Below are 15,186 nucleotides of genomic sequence, written 5' to 3'. Positions count from 1 at the left end.
GGTATTCACATGTCCAACTCCCTGTTCAGTATTGCCTTCGGCGTCGGCACCCAGAACCGTCAAGGTGCTTGGCTGGAAGTGTTCTACGCCCAGCCGCTGTTGAACCCTTCGGCCGAACTGGTTGCCGCTGTTGCACCGATCCTCGGCTACACCGAAGGCAACCAGGCGATCACCTTCACCACCGCACAAGCCGCCCAACTGGCTGAAGCCGTGAAAGGCATCGACGCGGTACAAGGCAAGCTGCTGACCCGTCTGGCTGAAAGCCACAAGCCGCTGGTCGCCACCCTGCTGGCCGAAGACGCGCAACTGACCTCGACCCCTGAGGCTTACCTGAAGCTGCACCTGCTGTCCCATCGTCTGGTCAAGCCGCACGGCGTGAGCCTGGCCGGGATCTTCCCGCTGCTGCCGAACGTGGCCTGGACCAGCCAGGGCGCGATCGACCTGAGCGAACTGGCCGAGTTGCAACTCGAAGCCCGTCTGCGCGGCGAGCTGCTGGAAGTGTTCTCGGTGGACAAATTCCCGAAAATGACCGACTACGTAGTACCGGCCGGCGTGCGTATCGCTGACGCGGCGCGTCTGCGTCTGGGCGCCTACGTGGGCGAAGGCACCACCGTGATGCACGAAGGCTTCATCAACTTCAACGCCGGCACCGAAGGCCCGGGCATGATCGAAGGCCGCGTTTCCGCTGGCGTATTCGTCGGCAAGGGCTCGGACCTGGGCGGCGGCTGCTCGACCATGGGCACCCTGTCGGGCGGCGGCAACATCGTGATCAAGGTCGGCGAAGGCTGCCTGATCGGTGCCAACGCCGGTATCGGTATCCCGTTGGGCGACCGCAACACCGTCGAGTCGGGCCTGTACGTGACCGCCGGCACCAAGGTGGCGCTGCTGGACGAGCACAACAAACTGGTCAAAGTGGTCAAGGCCCGTGAACTGGCTGGTCAGACCGACCTGCTGTTCCGTCGCAATTCGGAAACCGGCGCTGTGGAATGCAAGACCCACAAATCGGCGATCGAACTGAACGAAGCACTGCACGCTCACAACTAAGCGCCAGAAGCTCACCTGAGGGAGCCGGCCTGTTTGCCATGGCGTTCGAAAGATCGCCATCGCGGGCAAGCCCGCTCCCACAGGGTTCGGCGTTAACCCGCCCATCTTCACCAGGGCTTGAAACCGTGATGATTCCCTCCCCCTGGCGCGCCGACTTCCCGGCCATCGCCGCCCTGCAACGGCAAGACCAGACTTACCTGGACAACGCCGCCACCACGCAAAAACCCCAGGCCCTGCTCGACGCGCTGGCGCATTACTACGCCAATGGCGCGGCCAACGTGCATCGTGCCCAACATCTGCCCGGTGCCCACGCCACGCAGGCGTTCGAGGACAGTCGCCTGAAGGTTGCCCAGTGGCTGAATGCCGGTGACAGCGGGCAGATCATCTTCACCCACGGCGCCACCAGTGCGCTGAATCTCCTGGCCTATGGCCTGGAACATCTTTTCCATCCGGGCGATGAAATTGTCATCAGCGCCCTGGAGCATCACGCCAACCTGCTGCCTTGGCAGCAACTGGCACAACGTCGCGACTTGAAGCTGATAATCCTGCCGCTGGACGATGACGGTGTGATCGACCTCGCCGCTGCCGTTCACCTGATTGGCCCGCGCACTCGCTTGCTGGCGGTCAGCCAGTTGTCCAACGTGCTTGGTGCATGGCAACCATTGCCGGCGCTGCTGGCGATGGCCAAGGCGTACAACGCGCTGACCGTGGTCGATGGCGCTCAAGGTGTGGTCCACGGTCGGCATGACGTCCAGGCCCTTGGTTGCGACTTTTACGTGTTTTCCAGCCACAAGTTGTACGGCCCCGATGGCCTCGGCGTGCTGTTCGGGCGCAACGCAGCGCTCGAACAACTGCGCCCGTGGCAATTCGGCGGCGAGATGGTGCTGGAAGCCAACTATCACGAATCCCGTTTCCGCCCTGCACCGCTGGGCTTCGAAGCGGGAACGCCGCCGATTGCCAGCGTGATCGGCCTCGGTGCGACTCTCGACTACCTCGCGGGTCTGGATCAGGACGCGGTGTCCACCCACGAAGCGGCGCTGCACGATTACCTGTTACGTGGCCTCGCCGCCCGCAATGGCATTCGTCTGTTGGGCAAGCCGCAACTGGCGCTGGCCAGTTTTGTCGTCGATGGCGTGCACAACGCCGATCTGGCGCACTTGTTGACCGAACAGGGCATCGCCGTGCGTGCCGGGCACCACTGCGCGATGCCGCTGCTCAAGCGTTTCGAACTGGCCGGGGCGATTCGCGTGTCGCTGGCGCTGTACAACGATTCCGAGGATCTGGAGCGCTTTTTTGAAGCGCTGGATCAGGCTCTGGAGTTGTTGCGATGAGCCTGCCGGTCGAGGCCGCCGAGGCGCTGCAAACGTTTCAGAACGCCGCCGGCTGGGAACAGCGGGCGCGATTGTTGATGCAGTTTGGCGATCGTCTGCCGCCGTTGAGCGATGCGGACAAGTGCGAGGCCAATCGAGTGCACGGCTGTGAAAGTCAGGTGTGGCTGGTTGGCGAATTGCGCGACGACCGCTGGCAATTCGCGGCGAGCAGCGATGCACGGATGATTCGCGGGTTGGTGGCGTTGTTGCTGTTGCGGGTCAACGGTTTGACCGCTGGCGAGTTGCAGTTGGTTGATCTGCCGGACTGGTTCAATCAGCTTGGGCTGTCGCGGCAGTTGTCGCCATCGCGCAGCAATGGCTTGAATGCCGTGTTGCAGCGGATGCGTGAACTCGCCCCTGACTGATCGTACTGATCGTTCCCACGCTCCGCGTGGGAATGCAGCCCGGGACGCTCTGCGTCCCAAATCAAGAGCCGAACGCGGAGCGTCCGTTGAGGCATTCCCACGCGGACGGTTCGACGCCTCGACGTGGGAACGATCGGTCACGCAGCGCTGGGCTTCAGGCCTGAGGCTTGACCCGATCCGCCGGGCGCCGAACACCCGCCACAATTTTGTCCACCGCCTTGGTCGCCGCGACCATGCCGAACGTCGCCGTCACCATCATCACCGCGCCAAACCCGCCGGCGCAGTCCAGCTTCACACCGTCGCCGACAAAACTCTTCTGCAGGCAAATGCTGCCGTCCGGTTTCGGATAGCGCAGCTGTTCGGTGGAGAACACGCACGGCACGCTGTAATGGCGGGTCACGGTGCGCGAGAAACCATAATCGCGGCGCAACGTAGAACGCACTTTCGAGGCCAGCGGATCGTTGAATGTACGGTTGAGGTCGCAGACCTGAATCAGCGTCGGATCGATCTGCCCGCCGGCGCCGCCGGTGGTGATGATCTGGATTTTGCGCCGTTTGCACCAGGCGATCAGCGCGGCCTTGGCGTTGACCGCATCGATGCAGTCGATCACGCAGTCGATGTTCGGCGTGATGTATTCGGCCATGGTGTCGCGGGTGACGAAGTCCGCCACGGCGTGCACCTTGCAGTCCGGGTTGATCCCGCGCAGACGCTCGGCCATCACCTCAACCTTGGGCTTGCCGACGGTGCTGTCCAGCGCATGCAACTGACGGTTGGCGTTGCTGACGCAGACGTCGTCGAGGTCGAACAGCGAAATCTCGCCCACCCCGCAACGGGCCATGGCTTCCGCCGCCCAGGAGCCGACGCCGCCAACGCCGACAATCGCCACATGGGCTGCGCGCAGACGCTCGAGGCCCTCGATGCCATACAAACGGGCGATGCCTGCAAACCGCGGATCTTCTGTACTCATGACCATTACCCTAAAAACCGGCGCGCATTATAGGGCCGTCGGCGGCCAAGAGCATCTTTGCGCTATGAACGGCGAACGCGCCTGCTTTAATTAAAGCTGCACGTAACAAAGATTTGTCTTACACGCTGAAACGAAAGAACTTAAGTCGGGTTGGATTGCCCAACGTCCGGCATTTCCCTGTCTCTTGTAGGAGTCGGCGAACTGCCGGTGTAGGATGCGCGCCCTCTTGGCGTCAACCAGCCGACCCTCCGTTCCACAGCCTTTGGAACCCGACACAGCTATGTCATCGCGTAAATTTGGACTCAACCTGGTGGTGGTTCTGGCAATCGCCGCCCTGTTCACCGGTTTCTGGGCGCTGATCAACCGCCCCGTCTCCGCGCCGAACTGGCCGGAGCAGATCTCCGGTTTTTCCTATTCACCATTCCAGCAAGGACAGTTCCCACAGAAGGATCAGTATCCGTCCGACGATGAAATGCGCCGCGACCTGGAGATCATGAGCAAGCTGACGGACAACATCCGCATCTACTCGGTCGACGGCTCTCTGCAGGACATCCCGAAACTGGCGGAAGAATTCGGCCTGCGCGTGACCCTCGGGATCTGGATCAGCCCAGACCAGGAACGCAACGAGCGGGAAATCACCCGCGCCATCGAACTGGCCAACACTTCGCGCAGCGTGGTTCGCGTAGTCGTCGGTAACGAAGCGATCTTCCGCAAGGAAATCACCGCCGAACAACTCAGCGTGCTGCTCGACCGCGTGCGCGCAGCGGTGAAAGTGCCGGTGACCACCTCCGAACAGTGGCACGTCTGGGAAGAGCACCCGGAACTGGCCAAGCACGTCGACCTGATCGCCGCGCACGTTCTGCCGTACTGGGAATTCATTCCGGTGGACAAGGCCGGGCAGTTCGTTTTCGACCGCGCCCGCGACCTGAAAAAGATGTTCCCGAAAAAGCCGCTGCTACTGTCCGAAGTGGGCTGGCCGAGCAACGGCCGCATGCGCGGTGGCGCCGACGCGTCGCCGGCGGATCAGGCGATCTACCTGCGCACGCTGGTCAACAAACTCAACCGCCAGGGCTTCAACTACTTCGTGATCGAAGCGTTTGACCAGCCGTGGAAGGCCAGCGATGAAGGTTCGGTCGGCGCTTACTGGGGCGTGTTCAACGCCGCGCGCCAGCAGAAATTCAACTTCGAAGGCCCGGTGGTGGCGATCCCGCAATGGCGCGTGCTGGCCATCGGTTCGGTGGTGCTGGCGCTGTTGTCGCTGACGCTGCTGATGATCGACGGCTCGGCCCTGCGTCAGCGCGGCCGTACCTTCCTGACCTTTATCGCGTTCCTCTGCGGCTCGGTGCTGGTGTGGATCGGCTACGACTACAGCCAGCAATACAGCACGTGGTTCAGCCTGACGGTGGGTTTCCTGCTGGCGCTCGGTGCGCTCGGGGTGTTCATCGTGTTGCTGACCGAGGCCCACGAACTGGCCGAAGCGGTGTGGATTCACAAGCGTCGCCGTGAATTCCTGCCGGTGGTCGGCGATTCGGACTACCGCCCGAAAGTCTCGATCCACGTGCCCTGCTACAACGAGCCGCCGGAGATGGTCAAACAGACCCTCAACGCCCTGGCCAACCTCGACTATCCGGACTTCGAAGTCCTGATCATCGACAACAACACCAAAGACCCGGCGGTCTGGGAACCGGTGCGCGACTACTGCGAAACCCTCGGCCCGCGCTTCAAGTTCTTCCACGTCTCGCCCCTGGCCGGTTTCAAGGGCGGTGCGCTGAACTACCTGATCCCGCACACCGCCAAGGACGCCGAAGTGATCGCGGTGATCGACTCCGACTACTGCGTGCACCCGAACTGGCTCAAGCATATGGTGCCGCACTTCGCCGATCCGAAAATCGCCGTGGTGCAGTCGCCGCAGGATTACCGCGACCAGAACGAAAGCACCTTCAAGAAGCTCTGCTACGCCGAATACAAAGGCTTCTTCCACATCGGCATGGTCACCCGCAACGACCGTGACGCGATCATCCAGCACGGCACCATGACCATGACCCGTCGCTCGGTTCTGGAAGAACTGGGCTGGGCCGACTGGTGCATCTGTGAAGACGCCGAGCTCGGTCTGCGGGTATTCGAGAAAGGCCTGTCGGCGGCGTATTACCACGACAGTTACGGCAAGGGTCTGATGCCGGACACCTTCATCGACTTCAAGAAACAGCGTTTCCGCTGGGCCTACGGCGCGATCCAGATCATCAAGCGTCACACCCGCAGCCTGCTGCGCGGCAAGGACACCGAGCTGACTCGCGGCCAGCGTTACCACTTCCTCGCGGGCTGGCTGCCGTGGGTCGCGGACGGCATGAACATCTTCTTCACCATCGGCGCGCTGTTGTGGTCGGCGGCGATGATCATCGTGCCGCAACGGGTCGATCCGCCGCTGCTGATTTTCGCGATCCCGCCGTTGGCGCTGTTCGTGTTCAAGGTCGGCAAGATCATCTTCCTCTACCGTCGCGCGGTGGGCGTGAACCTCAAGGATGCGTTCTGCGCGGCACTGGCCGGTCTGGCGTTGTCGCACACCATCGCCAAAGCGGTGCTGTACGGCTTCTTCACCAGCAGCATCCCGTTCTTCCGCACCCCGAAAAACGCCGACAACCATGGTTTCTGGGTGGCGATTTCCGAGGCCCGGGAAGAGCTGTTCATCATGCTGCTGTTGTGGGGCGCGGCGCTGGGGATCTTCCTGGTGCAGGGCATTCCGAGCAACGACATGCGCTTCTGGGTGGCCATGCTGCTGGTACAGTCGCTGCCGTACGTGGCGGCGCTGATCATGGCGTTCCTGTCGTCGCTGCCAAAACCTGCGGCTGCGCCTGAACCGGCACCGGTGGTCTAAATCCTTCCGGATGCACTAAACGGCGGCCAATGGTCGCCGTTTTGCTTTAAGATAACCGCCATTTTGCGCGCCTTGCCCCCCAGCTTTCGGAGTTTTCCATGACGGCCCACGCCGACCTTTCGCCGACCCTCCAACTCGCCATCGACCTGATCCGCCGTCCGTCCGTGACGCCGGTCGACGCCGATTGCCAGAAGCAGATGATGCAGCGCCTGGGCGATGCCGGTTTCCAGCTGGAACCGATGCGCATCGAAGATGTGGATAACTTCTGGGCGACTCACGGTAAAGGCGACGGCCCGGTGCTGTGCTTCGCCGGTCACACCGACGTGGTGCCGACCGGCCCGGTGACTGCCTGGCAGATCGACCCGTTCAACGCGGTGATCGACGAGCACGGCATGCTTTGCGGTCGTGGCGCGGCGGACATGAAAGGCAGCCTGGCCTCGATGACTGTGGCAGCCGAGCGTTTTGTCGCCGACTACCCGGATCACAAGGGCAAGGTTGCGTTCCTGATCACCAGCGACGAAGAAGGCCCGGCGCATCACGGCACCAAGGCAGTGGTCGAGCGTCTGGCAGCCCGTAACGAGCGCCTGGACTGGTGCATCGTCGGCGAACCGTCGAGCACCACGCTGGTGGGCGACGTGGTGAAGAACGGTCGTCGCGGCTCCCTCGGCGCCAAACTGACCGTGCGCGGTGTGCAGGGCCACGTGGCCTATCCGCACCTGGCGAAGAACCCGATCCACCTCGCGGCTCCGGCTCTGGCCGAACTGGCCGCCGAGCATTGGGATCACGGCAACGATTTCTTCCCGCCGACCAGTTTCCAGATTTCCAACGTCAACTCCGGCACCGGCGCGACCAACGTGATTCCGGGCGACCTGGTGGCGGTGTTCAACTTCCGTTTCTCCACCGAATCGACCGTCGAAGGCCTGCAGAAACGCGTCGCCGACATCCTCGACAAGCACGGCTTGGACTGGCACATCGACTGGGCGCTGTCCGGTCTGCCGTTCCTCACCGAACCGGGCGCACTGCTCGACGCGGTGTCTTCGAGCATCAAGGACATCACCGGCCGCGAGACCAAGGCATCCACCAGCGGCGGCACCTCCGACGGTCGTTTCATCGCGACCATGGGTACGCAGGTTGTTGAGCTGGGCCCGGTCAACGCGACCATCCACCAGGTCAACGAGCGCGTACTGGCGGCCGATCTCGACGTGCTGACCGAGATCTACTACCAGACCCTGATCAAGTTGCTCGCCTGATGCTCGCGTGCCCGATCTGCAGTGAACCGCTGAACGCGGTGGACAACGGCGTGGTCTGCCCTGCCGGCCACCGCTTTGACCGTGCGCGCCAGGGTTACCTCAACCTGCTGCCGGTGCAACACAAGAACAGCCGCGATCCCGGCGACAATCAGGCGATGGTCGAGGCCCGCCGCGACTTCCTGAACGCCGGGCATTACGCGCCGGTGGCCAAGCGTCTGGCGGAACTGGCGGCGAGTTATGCGCCAGCCCGTTGGGTCGATATCGGTTGTGGCGAGGGTTACTACACCGCGCAAATCGCCGAGGCTTTGCCCGATGCTGACGGTTACGCGCTGGATATCTCGAAGGAGGCGGTCAAGCGCGCCTGCAAACGCAATCCGGCGCTGACCTGGTTGATCGCCAGCATGGCCCGGGTGCCTTTGGCTTCCGGCAGCTGCCAGTTTCTGGCCAGTGTCTTCAGTCCACTGGACTGGGAAGAAGCCAAGCGCCTGCTCAGCGTCGGCGGCGGCCTGATGAAAGTCGGCCCGACCAGCGGCCATCTGATGGAACTGCGCGAACGCCTGTACGACGAAGTGCGCGAATACACCGACGACAAGCATCTGGCCCTGGTGCCGGAAGGCATGGCGCTGGCGCACAGTGAAACCCTGGAATTCAAACTGACGCTGGACAAGCCCGAGGATCGCGCCAACCTGCTGGCGATGACGCCCCACGGCTGGCGCGCCAGTGCCGAGCGCCGCGCGGCGGTGATCGAACAGCCCGAGCCGTTCGTGACCACTGTCTCGATGCGCTACGATTATTTCGTTCTTCAATAACTTTTGGTCTCGGGCAACGACCCGGGGCCGGCTAAATCCGCGAATGGATTTTTCAGACCCGCAGTGAGGACATCCATGCGCCAACCGGACATCGAGATTTACCTGAAAGACGCCGACGTCGACCACAAGGCCATTTCCGCCTGGCTGGGCGCCGCGCTCGGCCCGTGCAGCGACTGGGTACAGAAAGGCCAGACTTACAAGTGCAAGGCCGGCAACATCCCGGTGACCTGGCTGCCGAAAGCCGTGGGCAAGTGGAACAGCCTGTATCTGGAAAGTGATGCGACCCCATGGGACGACGACATCGCCTGCGCCCGCGCAGCCTTTGCCGCGCTGAACGTCGAAGTGCGCTGCGCACCGGGGACGTGGGTCGAGGAAGAAGGTGAAGAGACGGCAGATCGCTGGATCCGGATCAGCGCCGATGGTGAAGAAGAGATCACCTGGAAAACTGCGTAACAGACAATGCACAAAACCTGTGGGAGCGAGCTTGCTCGCGATTGCGGTCGGACATTCAACATCAATGTTGACTGAAAGGACCCCATCGCGAGCAAGCTCGCTCCCACAGTGCTTTTGGTGTTCTGAAGATTTGCGTTACAGGCCTACAACGTCTTCAGCCTGCAACCCCTTCTGCCCTTCCACCACCGCGTATTCAACCTGCTGACCCTCGGTCAGCGAACGGTGGCCTTCGCCACGGATCGCGCGGTAGTGCACGAACACGTCCACCCCGTCTTCGCGCTGAATGAAGCCGTAGCCCTTGGCGTCGTTGAACCACTTCACGTTGCCGGTTTCACGTGTTGCCATCTGTTCATACTCCTTTTTTATTATTGAACAGGCTTTTCGCAGGAAAGCCTTTGCGGAACGTCAGCCTGCGTCCGACGTCCATAAAAGGGCCCCGGCGACAGATCGCCGAGTATATGACAGGCGGCAAAACTCTCAACAGGAGATTACTTCGCCGCTTTTTTGCCGATTTTCGAGTAATCCGGCAAACTGTCGCCCTCCCGAGCAAACGCTCGGTTTATCCACTCACGCAGAAGCCGTATGACCCGTTCCCCGTTCCGCCGTCTTGTGTTTGGCACCTTGCGCCGACTGTTGTATCTCTGGGTTCGCTCCGAGACGATCAACCAGTCGTCGTTCACCCTCAACCTAGACCGCAGTCGTCCGGTGTTCTACGTCCTGCAAAACCCATCGCTGACTGATCTGGCGGTGGTCGACACCGAGTGCACCAAGGCCGGTCTGCCGCGCCCGGTGCTGCCGGTGTCCGTGGGTTCGCTGATCGAACCGGCGGCGTTCTTCTACCTGACGCCCGACCCGGACTGGCTCGGCCGCCAGGACAAGCGCGGCGCGCCGCCGACCCTGACCCGCCTGGTCAGCGCCCTGAGCCAGAACGCTGCCGAAGATGCACAGATCATTCCGGTCAGCGTGTTCTGGGGCCAGTCGCCGGACAGCGAGAACAGCCCATGGAAACTGCTGTTCGCCGACAGCTGGGCCGTCACCGGACGCCTGCGCCGGCTGCTGAGCATCATGATTCTGGGACGCAAGACTCGTGTGCAATTCTCCGCACCGATCCACCTGCGCGAACTGATCGAACACAACAAGGGCCACGAACGCACCGTGCGCATGGCCCAGCGGATCCTGCGGGTGCACTTCCGCAACCTGAAAGCTGCGGTGATCGGCCCGGACATTTCCCACCGCCGCAACCTGGTCAAAGGCCTGCTCAACCAGCCGCTGGTCAAGCAAGCGATCCTCGACGAAGCCGAGCGCGAAAACATCTCCCCGGAAAAAGCCAAGGCCCAGGCCCTGCGCTACGGTAACGAGATCGCCTCGGATTACACCTATACCGCGATCCGTTTTCTGGAAGTGGTGCTGAGCTGGTTCTGGAACAAGATCTACGACGGGATCAAGGTCAACCACATCGAAGGCGTGCAGAAGGTCGCCCAGGGTCACGAAGTGATCTACGTGCCGTGCCACCGCAGCCACATCGACTACCTGCTGCTTTCGTATTTGCTGTTTCGCAATGGGCTGACCCCGCCGCACATCGCCGCCGGGATCAACCTGAACATGCCGGTGATCGGCAGCCTGCTGCGCCGAGGCGGGGCGTTCTTCATGCGCCGCACGTTCAAGGGCAATCCGCTGTACACCTCGGTGTTCAACGAATACCTGCACACCCTGTTCACCAAAGGCTTCCCGGTCGAGTATTTCGTCGAAGGCGGTCGCTCCCGCACCGGGCGCATGCTGCAACCGAAAACCGGGATGCTCGCGATCACGATGCGCAGTTTCCTGCGTTCGTCGCGGATGCCGATCGTGTTCGTGCCGGTGTACATCGGTTACGAGCGCGTGCTCGAAGGCCGCACCTACCTCGGCGAACTGCGTGGCGCGAGCAAGAAGAAAGAGTCGATCTTCGACATCTTCAAAGTCATCGGCGCGCTCAAGCAGCGTTTCGGCCAGGTGGCGGTGAACTTCGGCGAGCCGATCAAACTTGCGGAATTCCTAGACAGCGAACAGCCGGACTGGCGCCAGCAGGAACTCGGCCCACAGTACAAACCGGCGTGGCTCAACGAAACCACCAATCGCCTCGGCGAAAAAGTCGCGCAGCACCTGAACGAAGCGGCGGCGATCAACCCGGTCAACCTGGTGGCGCTGGCGCTGCTCTCGACTACGCGCCTGGCACTCGACGATCGGGCCATGGCGCGGGTGCTGGATCTGTATCTGGCGTTGCTGCGCAAGGTCCCGTACTCGCCGCACACCACCTTGCCGGAAGGCGATGGCCGCGCGCTGATCGAGCATGTGAAGGACATGGATCTGCTGTCCGAGCAGAACGATGCGCTGGGCAAGATTCTGTATCTGGACGAGCAGAACGCCGTCCTGATGACCTACTACCGCAACAACGTGCTGCACATCTTCGCCCTGCCGGCGCTGTTGGCAAGTTTCTTCCAGAGCACATCGCGCATGAGCCGCGAACAGATCCTGCGCTACACCCGCGCGCTGTATCCGTACCTGCAATCGGAACTGTTCATCCGCTGGACCCTGGACGAACTGGATGCAGTGATCGATCAGTGGCTGGAAGCGTTCGTCGAACAAGGCCTGCTGCGTTTCGAGAAAGACGTGTACCTGCGCCCGGCACCAAGCTCGCGGCATTTCGTGCTGCTGACCCTGCTGTCGAAGAGCATCGCCCAGACCCTGCAACGCTTCTACATGACCGTTTCCCTGCTGCTCAACAGCGGCCAGAACAGCATCAGCGCCGAAGAACTGGAAGACCTGTGCACGGTCATGGCCCAGCGCCTGTCGATCCTGCACGGTCTGAACGCGCCGGAATTCTTCGACAAGAGCCTGTTCCGCCACTTCATTCAGACCATGCTCGACCTCGACGTGCTGCGTCGCGACGAAGCCGGCAAGTTGAGTTACCACGAACTGCTCGGCGAACTGGCCGAGGGTGCGGCCAAACGGGTGTTGCCGGCGGAGATTCGCCTGTCGATCCGTCAGGTAGCCCTGCATCGCAGCGAAGATGCGGCCGATCAGGTCGCCGCCCCTGTGCAAAGCGACTAAATTCCTACAGGCGCCAGGCTTCTTCTGGCGCCGTCGATACGGAGATCTCCGATGAAAAAACTTTCCCTGCTGGCCGCCGCTACCCTGCTCAGCGCCTGCCAGTCGACCTCACCGGCCGGCAAAGTCAGCCTCGACGGCGAAGTGTTCTACCTGCAACGCATCGCCCTGCCGCCCAGTGCGACCTTGAGCGTGAGCCTGCAGGACGTTTCGCTGGCCGACGCTCCGGCCGTGGTACTCGACGAACAGAAAGGCCCGGTCAAAGGCCAGGTGCCGCTGCCGTTCCACTTGAGCTACGATCCGGCCCAGGTCAAACCCGGCCACCGCTACTCGGTCAGCGCACGCATCGAAGTCAACGGCGAGCTGATGTTCATCACCACCGAAAACCATGCCGTGCAGCTCGATGGCAAGGATCCGCAGCCGCTGAAGATCCGCGTCGACGCCGCCCGCTAACCCTCTCCGAACAAGGAAGCCGCCATGCTCCGCCCTACCCTTCGCTTCGCCGGCCTGTGCGCGGGCCTGATGATCTCCGCCAACGCACTGGCCCTGTCCCTCAGCGACCTGTCGCAAGGCGACGCCACCGGTGGCCTCAAGGATGCCCTGACCCAAGGCGCGCAACTGGCCGTCAAACAACTCGGCACCCCGGGCGGCTTCAGCAACAACCCGGACGTGAAAATCGAACTGCCGGGCAAACTCGGCAAAGTCGCCGGCAAGATGAAAGCCTTCGGCATGGGCGCCCAGGTCGACGAACTGGAAACCGCCATGAACAAGGCCGCGGAAACCGCCGTCACCCAGGCCCAGCCGATCCTCGTCGACGCCGTGAAGAAAATGAGCGTGGAAGACGCCAAAGGCATCCTCAGCGGCGGCAACGACTCCGCCACCCAATACCTGGACAAATCCAGCCGCGAACAGATCCGCACCAAGTTCCTGCCCATCGTCAAACAGGCGACCGACAAAGTCGGCGTAGCCCAGAAATACAACGCCTTCGCCCGCCAGGCCGCAACCTTCGGCGTGGTGGATGCAAAAAGCGCCAACATCGAAAGCTACGTGACCGAACAAGCGCTCAACGGCCTGTTCGAAATGATCGGCAAACAGGAAGAAACCATCCGCAAGAACCCGGCCGCTGCAGCGACGAGTCTGGCGAAAAAAGTGTTTGGTACGCTCTAAGCCGACACGGCACGGGAGTGAGCTGTCTCACTCCCGTTGTTCAATCCGCCACCAGCAGATACACGTAAAAAGTACACCCACTCGCGCCCCATTTTCTTCTTCTCGAAAACCTGCAGTTCAACCAACCCGCTCAACGCCGACACCGCTGTGTTGTAGGCACAACCAAGGTGCTCCTTGACGTTCCCCGCCGTGAACTCCTTCGCCACCCCACTTCTGGCCACCTGATAAATCGCTCGCTGCCGCTCTGTCAGCCGATCAAAAAAGCCCGAACAGGTCAGCCAGTGCTCGAAGTTTTCGCTGTACGCCACACTCTTGCGATACACCTCGGTAAACCCCTCCACCGCCCGCAGAATCACCGAACACTGAAACTCGATGAAGTACGTCAGATCGAGCTCATCGGCTTCGCTGTGCAAATACGACCGCCCGTACTTCACCGGCGCGTTGCGCAGTAAAAGACTGATCGCGATATAACGGAAGGCCGAAAAATCATGCTTGAACATGAACCAGTAAAACAGCGCCCTGGCGACCCGCCCGTTACCGTCGCGAAACGGATGTTCGTAACCCAGGGCAAAGTGCAGCGTGATCGCCTTGATCAGCGGATGCAGGTAGTTTTTTTGCCGAGGTGAGCCCTGTGATTGATTGATCCACTGCGAGAGCAAATCCAGCCGCCTCCCCAATCCGGCGGCAGGCGGAGGCGTGTGCACGGTATTCCCTTCGCCATCCTGCACCACCACTTCATCGTTGGTCCTGAAAAGCCCGGGGTCATACCGCTCGTCATCAATGCCTTCGACACCGACTCGATGGATCGACGCTATCAACTCCACGCTCAATGGCTCGTAACGTTTTTCCCAGGCGAAATTCATCATCCGGTAATTACCCATGACCATCCGCTCATCCGGCGTACGCGGCTGACGCCGTTGCTTGAGCATGTCCTTGGCCACACGGGTAGTGGTCGCGGCGCCCTCCAACTGACTGCTGCTGATCGCCTCATCCTCGATCAGACCGTTAAGCAAATAACTGAAATGCGCCCGCTCGCCTATCTGGCTGGTCATGTACTCCAGCGACGCCGTCGTAGTTTGCCGATCAACCACTGAAAGTGCCTTCTGCGCGGTGGGCGTCGGCACAAACTTCCCCCACTGCGCCGGTTCCCCCAAAGGCAGAAGATGAATGTACTGAGCGACCCGCGCCATCTTGACCAACGCCCAACACAAACGCGAATCCAGCCCGCTGGCCCAGCGATACCGCAAATCCTCAAAAGGCAGATACCGCCCCTGATCATCCAGCGGCTTGAGCAACGCAAGATAATCCGCCAGACGCTGCTTGTGAGGCGCGCGCATCAAGAACTCAAAGACCGGATCGGCCCGCCCCTTCAATACCGGCGGTTTCTTCATCAACGCTGACTCAAACAAGGCTGAAAAACAGCCTCGAGTACAGCACCGCCAACACAGCGACTCAATATCGGAGCCGTCTGAAAAACATGTAGGAGAGAACACCCCCTCCTACAACGAGCAAATAAAGGCGTAAACCACAATGAGCGTTAGCTCGAGTAACGCTTTTGACGTGCCGGCCCCATCGGCCGGCTGAGTGGAGGGATTTATCCGGGGGTAGGCGCGTAGCGCCGTTCGACGAAGTCGAACACATCGAGAGGAGGTGCAGCGAAGCAAACCGGAGGCGATGCCCCCGGATGAATCCCGGAGCGAAGGAACCCCGAGCCCCAGCGAGGGGCCGAACGCCGGGGCCCAGCGTTTTGCTTACTTTTGGGCGTTTGCAAAAGTGAGCCGCTGTAAGAGCGGAACCGCCAGCCG

Annotated in this window: 13 protein-coding genes; 10 read left to right on the top strand and 3 right to left on the bottom strand. The window is 61.6% G+C overall.

Features of this window, described 5'->3' with window-relative positions; genetic code table 11:
• Positions 1-9 precede the first annotated feature (9 nt).
• The 3 genes from dapD to L6D82_RS03540 all read left to right on the top strand — a co-directional run bounded on the left by dapD (position 10) and on the right by L6D82_RS03540 (position 2,779).
• On the top strand, positions 10-1,044 hold the full coding sequence (gene dapD, locus L6D82_RS03550; RefSeq protein ID WP_085748103.1) for a 2,3,4,5-tetrahydropyridine-2,6-dicarboxylate N-succinyltransferase: 1,035 nt from the start codon (positions 10-12) through the stop codon (positions 1,042-1,044).
• Between the two features lie 125 nt (positions 1,045-1,169).
• On the top strand, positions 1,170-2,375 hold the full coding sequence (locus L6D82_RS03545) for an aminotransferase class V-fold PLP-dependent enzyme (protein WP_236188096.1): 1,206 nt from the start codon (positions 1,170-1,172) through the stop codon (positions 2,373-2,375).
• Positions 2,372-2,779, top strand: a complete 408-nt coding sequence (locus L6D82_RS03540; protein ID WP_236188093.1) for a SufE family protein — start codon at positions 2,372-2,374, stop codon at positions 2,777-2,779. The genes L6D82_RS03545 and L6D82_RS03540 overlap by 4 nt, the downstream gene beginning before the upstream one ends.
• A gap of 154 nt (positions 2,780-2,933) precedes the next feature.
• Here the strand turns inward: L6D82_RS03540 and tcdA are convergent, their stop codons facing one another.
• A complete protein-coding gene (tcdA, locus tag L6D82_RS03535; protein WP_039769652.1) occupies positions 2,934-3,752 on the bottom strand; it encodes a tRNA cyclic N6-threonylcarbamoyladenosine(37) synthase TcdA in 819 nt (272 codons plus the stop codon).
• 274 nt (positions 3,753-4,026) lie between these two features.
• On the opposite strand from tcdA, the gene L6D82_RS03530 reads away from it, so the two are divergent.
• The 4 genes from L6D82_RS03530 to L6D82_RS03515 all read left to right on the top strand — a co-directional run bounded on the left by L6D82_RS03530 (position 4,027) and on the right by L6D82_RS03515 (position 9,130).
• Positions 4,027-6,618: a glycosyltransferase gene (locus L6D82_RS03530; protein WP_102686548.1), complete on the top strand. Its 2,592-nt coding sequence runs from the start codon at positions 4,027-4,029 to the stop codon at positions 6,616-6,618.
• A 98-nt stretch (positions 6,619-6,716) separates the two neighbouring features.
• Positions 6,717-7,868, top strand: a complete 1,152-nt coding sequence (dapE, locus tag L6D82_RS03525; RefSeq protein ID WP_011332670.1) for a succinyl-diaminopimelate desuccinylase — start codon at positions 6,717-6,719, stop codon at positions 7,866-7,868.
• Positions 7,868-8,677, top strand: coding sequence for a putative RNA methyltransferase (locus L6D82_RS03520; protein ID WP_096819640.1), 810 nt, complete (start codon positions 7,868-7,870; stop codon positions 8,675-8,677). Before dapE ends, L6D82_RS03520 begins: the two co-directional genes overlap by 1 nt.
• 75 nt (positions 8,678-8,752) lie before the next feature.
• Complete coding sequence (locus L6D82_RS03515; protein WP_039769649.1) at positions 8,753-9,130, top strand: hypothetical protein; 378 nt, start codon at positions 8,753-8,755, stop codon at positions 9,128-9,130.
• Positions 9,131-9,265: 135 nt separating this feature from the next.
• On the opposite strand, the gene L6D82_RS03510 is transcribed toward L6D82_RS03515, so the two are convergent.
• Positions 9,266-9,475, bottom strand: coding sequence for a cold shock domain-containing protein (locus L6D82_RS03510; RefSeq protein WP_007954750.1), 210 nt, complete (start codon positions 9,473-9,475; stop codon positions 9,266-9,268).
• A 237-nt stretch (positions 9,476-9,712) separates the two neighbouring features.
• On the opposite strand from L6D82_RS03510, the gene plsB reads away from it, so the two are divergent.
• From plsB to L6D82_RS03495, 3 genes are read left to right on the top strand one after another with little or no spacing between them, the layout of a single operon-like run.
• Entirely contained in the window at positions 9,713-12,217 is a 2,505-nt protein-coding gene (gene plsB, locus L6D82_RS03505) for a glycerol-3-phosphate 1-O-acyltransferase PlsB (protein ID WP_236188092.1), read from the top strand.
• 51 nt (positions 12,218-12,268) lie between these two features.
• Positions 12,269-12,667 carry a YbaY family lipoprotein gene (locus L6D82_RS03500; protein WP_085605193.1) on the top strand — a complete coding sequence of 133 codons (399 nt, stop codon included), beginning with the start codon at positions 12,269-12,271 and terminating at the stop codon, positions 12,665-12,667.
• A gap of 24 nt (positions 12,668-12,691) precedes the next feature.
• The gene (locus L6D82_RS03495; RefSeq protein ID WP_236188091.1) at positions 12,692-13,381 is read left to right on the top strand and encodes a DUF4197 domain-containing protein; all 690 of its coding nucleotides are present in this window, start codon (positions 12,692-12,694) and stop codon (positions 13,379-13,381) included.
• Here L6D82_RS03495 and L6D82_RS03490 read toward each other — a convergent pair.
• Positions 13,378-14,772, bottom strand: a complete 1,395-nt coding sequence (locus L6D82_RS03490; RefSeq protein ID WP_236188090.1) for a Fic family protein — start codon at positions 14,770-14,772, stop codon at positions 13,378-13,380. The genes L6D82_RS03495 and L6D82_RS03490 overlap by 4 nt on opposite strands.
• Between the last annotated feature and the right edge of the window lie 414 nt (positions 14,773-15,186).

It is taken from the genome of Pseudomonas paraglycinae, assembly GCF_021601625.1.
GTDB lineage: Bacteria > Pseudomonadota > Gammaproteobacteria > Pseudomonadales > Pseudomonadaceae > Aquipseudomonas > Aquipseudomonas paraglycinae.
The sequence above is the reverse complement of the archived record's forward strand: the minus strand, read 5'-3'. Positions and strand labels throughout refer to the sequence as shown.

Coding starts and splice junctions, on each gene's coding strand:
- tcdA (WP_039769652.1), bottom strand. CDS start 3,752: ATGGTCATGAGTACAGAAGATCCGCGGTTTGCAGGCATCGCCCGTTTG.
- L6D82_RS03510 (WP_007954750.1), bottom strand. CDS start 9,475: ATGGCAACACGTGAAACCGGCAACGTGAAGTGGTTCAACGACGCCAAG.
- dapE (WP_011332670.1), top strand. CDS start 6,717: ATGACGGCCCACGCCGACCTTTCGCCGACCCTCCAACTCGCCATCGAC.
- L6D82_RS03520 (WP_096819640.1), top strand. CDS start 7,868: ATGCTCGCGTGCCCGATCTGCAGTGAACCGCTGAACGCGGTGGACAAC.
- L6D82_RS03495 (WP_236188091.1), top strand. CDS start 12,692: ATGCTCCGCCCTACCCTTCGCTTCGCCGGCCTGTGCGCGGGCCTGATG.
- L6D82_RS03530 (WP_102686548.1), top strand. CDS start 4,027: ATGTCATCGCGTAAATTTGGACTCAACCTGGTGGTGGTTCTGGCAATC.
- plsB (WP_236188092.1), top strand. CDS start 9,713: ATGACCCGTTCCCCGTTCCGCCGTCTTGTGTTTGGCACCTTGCGCCGA.
- L6D82_RS03540 (WP_236188093.1), top strand. CDS start 2,372: ATGAGCCTGCCGGTCGAGGCCGCCGAGGCGCTGCAAACGTTTCAGAAC.
- dapD (WP_085748103.1), top strand. CDS start 10: ATGTCCAACTCCCTGTTCAGTATTGCCTTCGGCGTCGGCACCCAGAAC.
- L6D82_RS03490 (WP_236188090.1), bottom strand. CDS start 14,772: ATGAAGAAACCGCCGGTATTGAAGGGGCGGGCCGATCCGGTCTTTGAG.
- L6D82_RS03515 (WP_039769649.1), top strand. CDS start 8,753: ATGCGCCAACCGGACATCGAGATTTACCTGAAAGACGCCGACGTCGAC.
- L6D82_RS03500 (WP_085605193.1), top strand. CDS start 12,269: ATGAAAAAACTTTCCCTGCTGGCCGCCGCTACCCTGCTCAGCGCCTGC.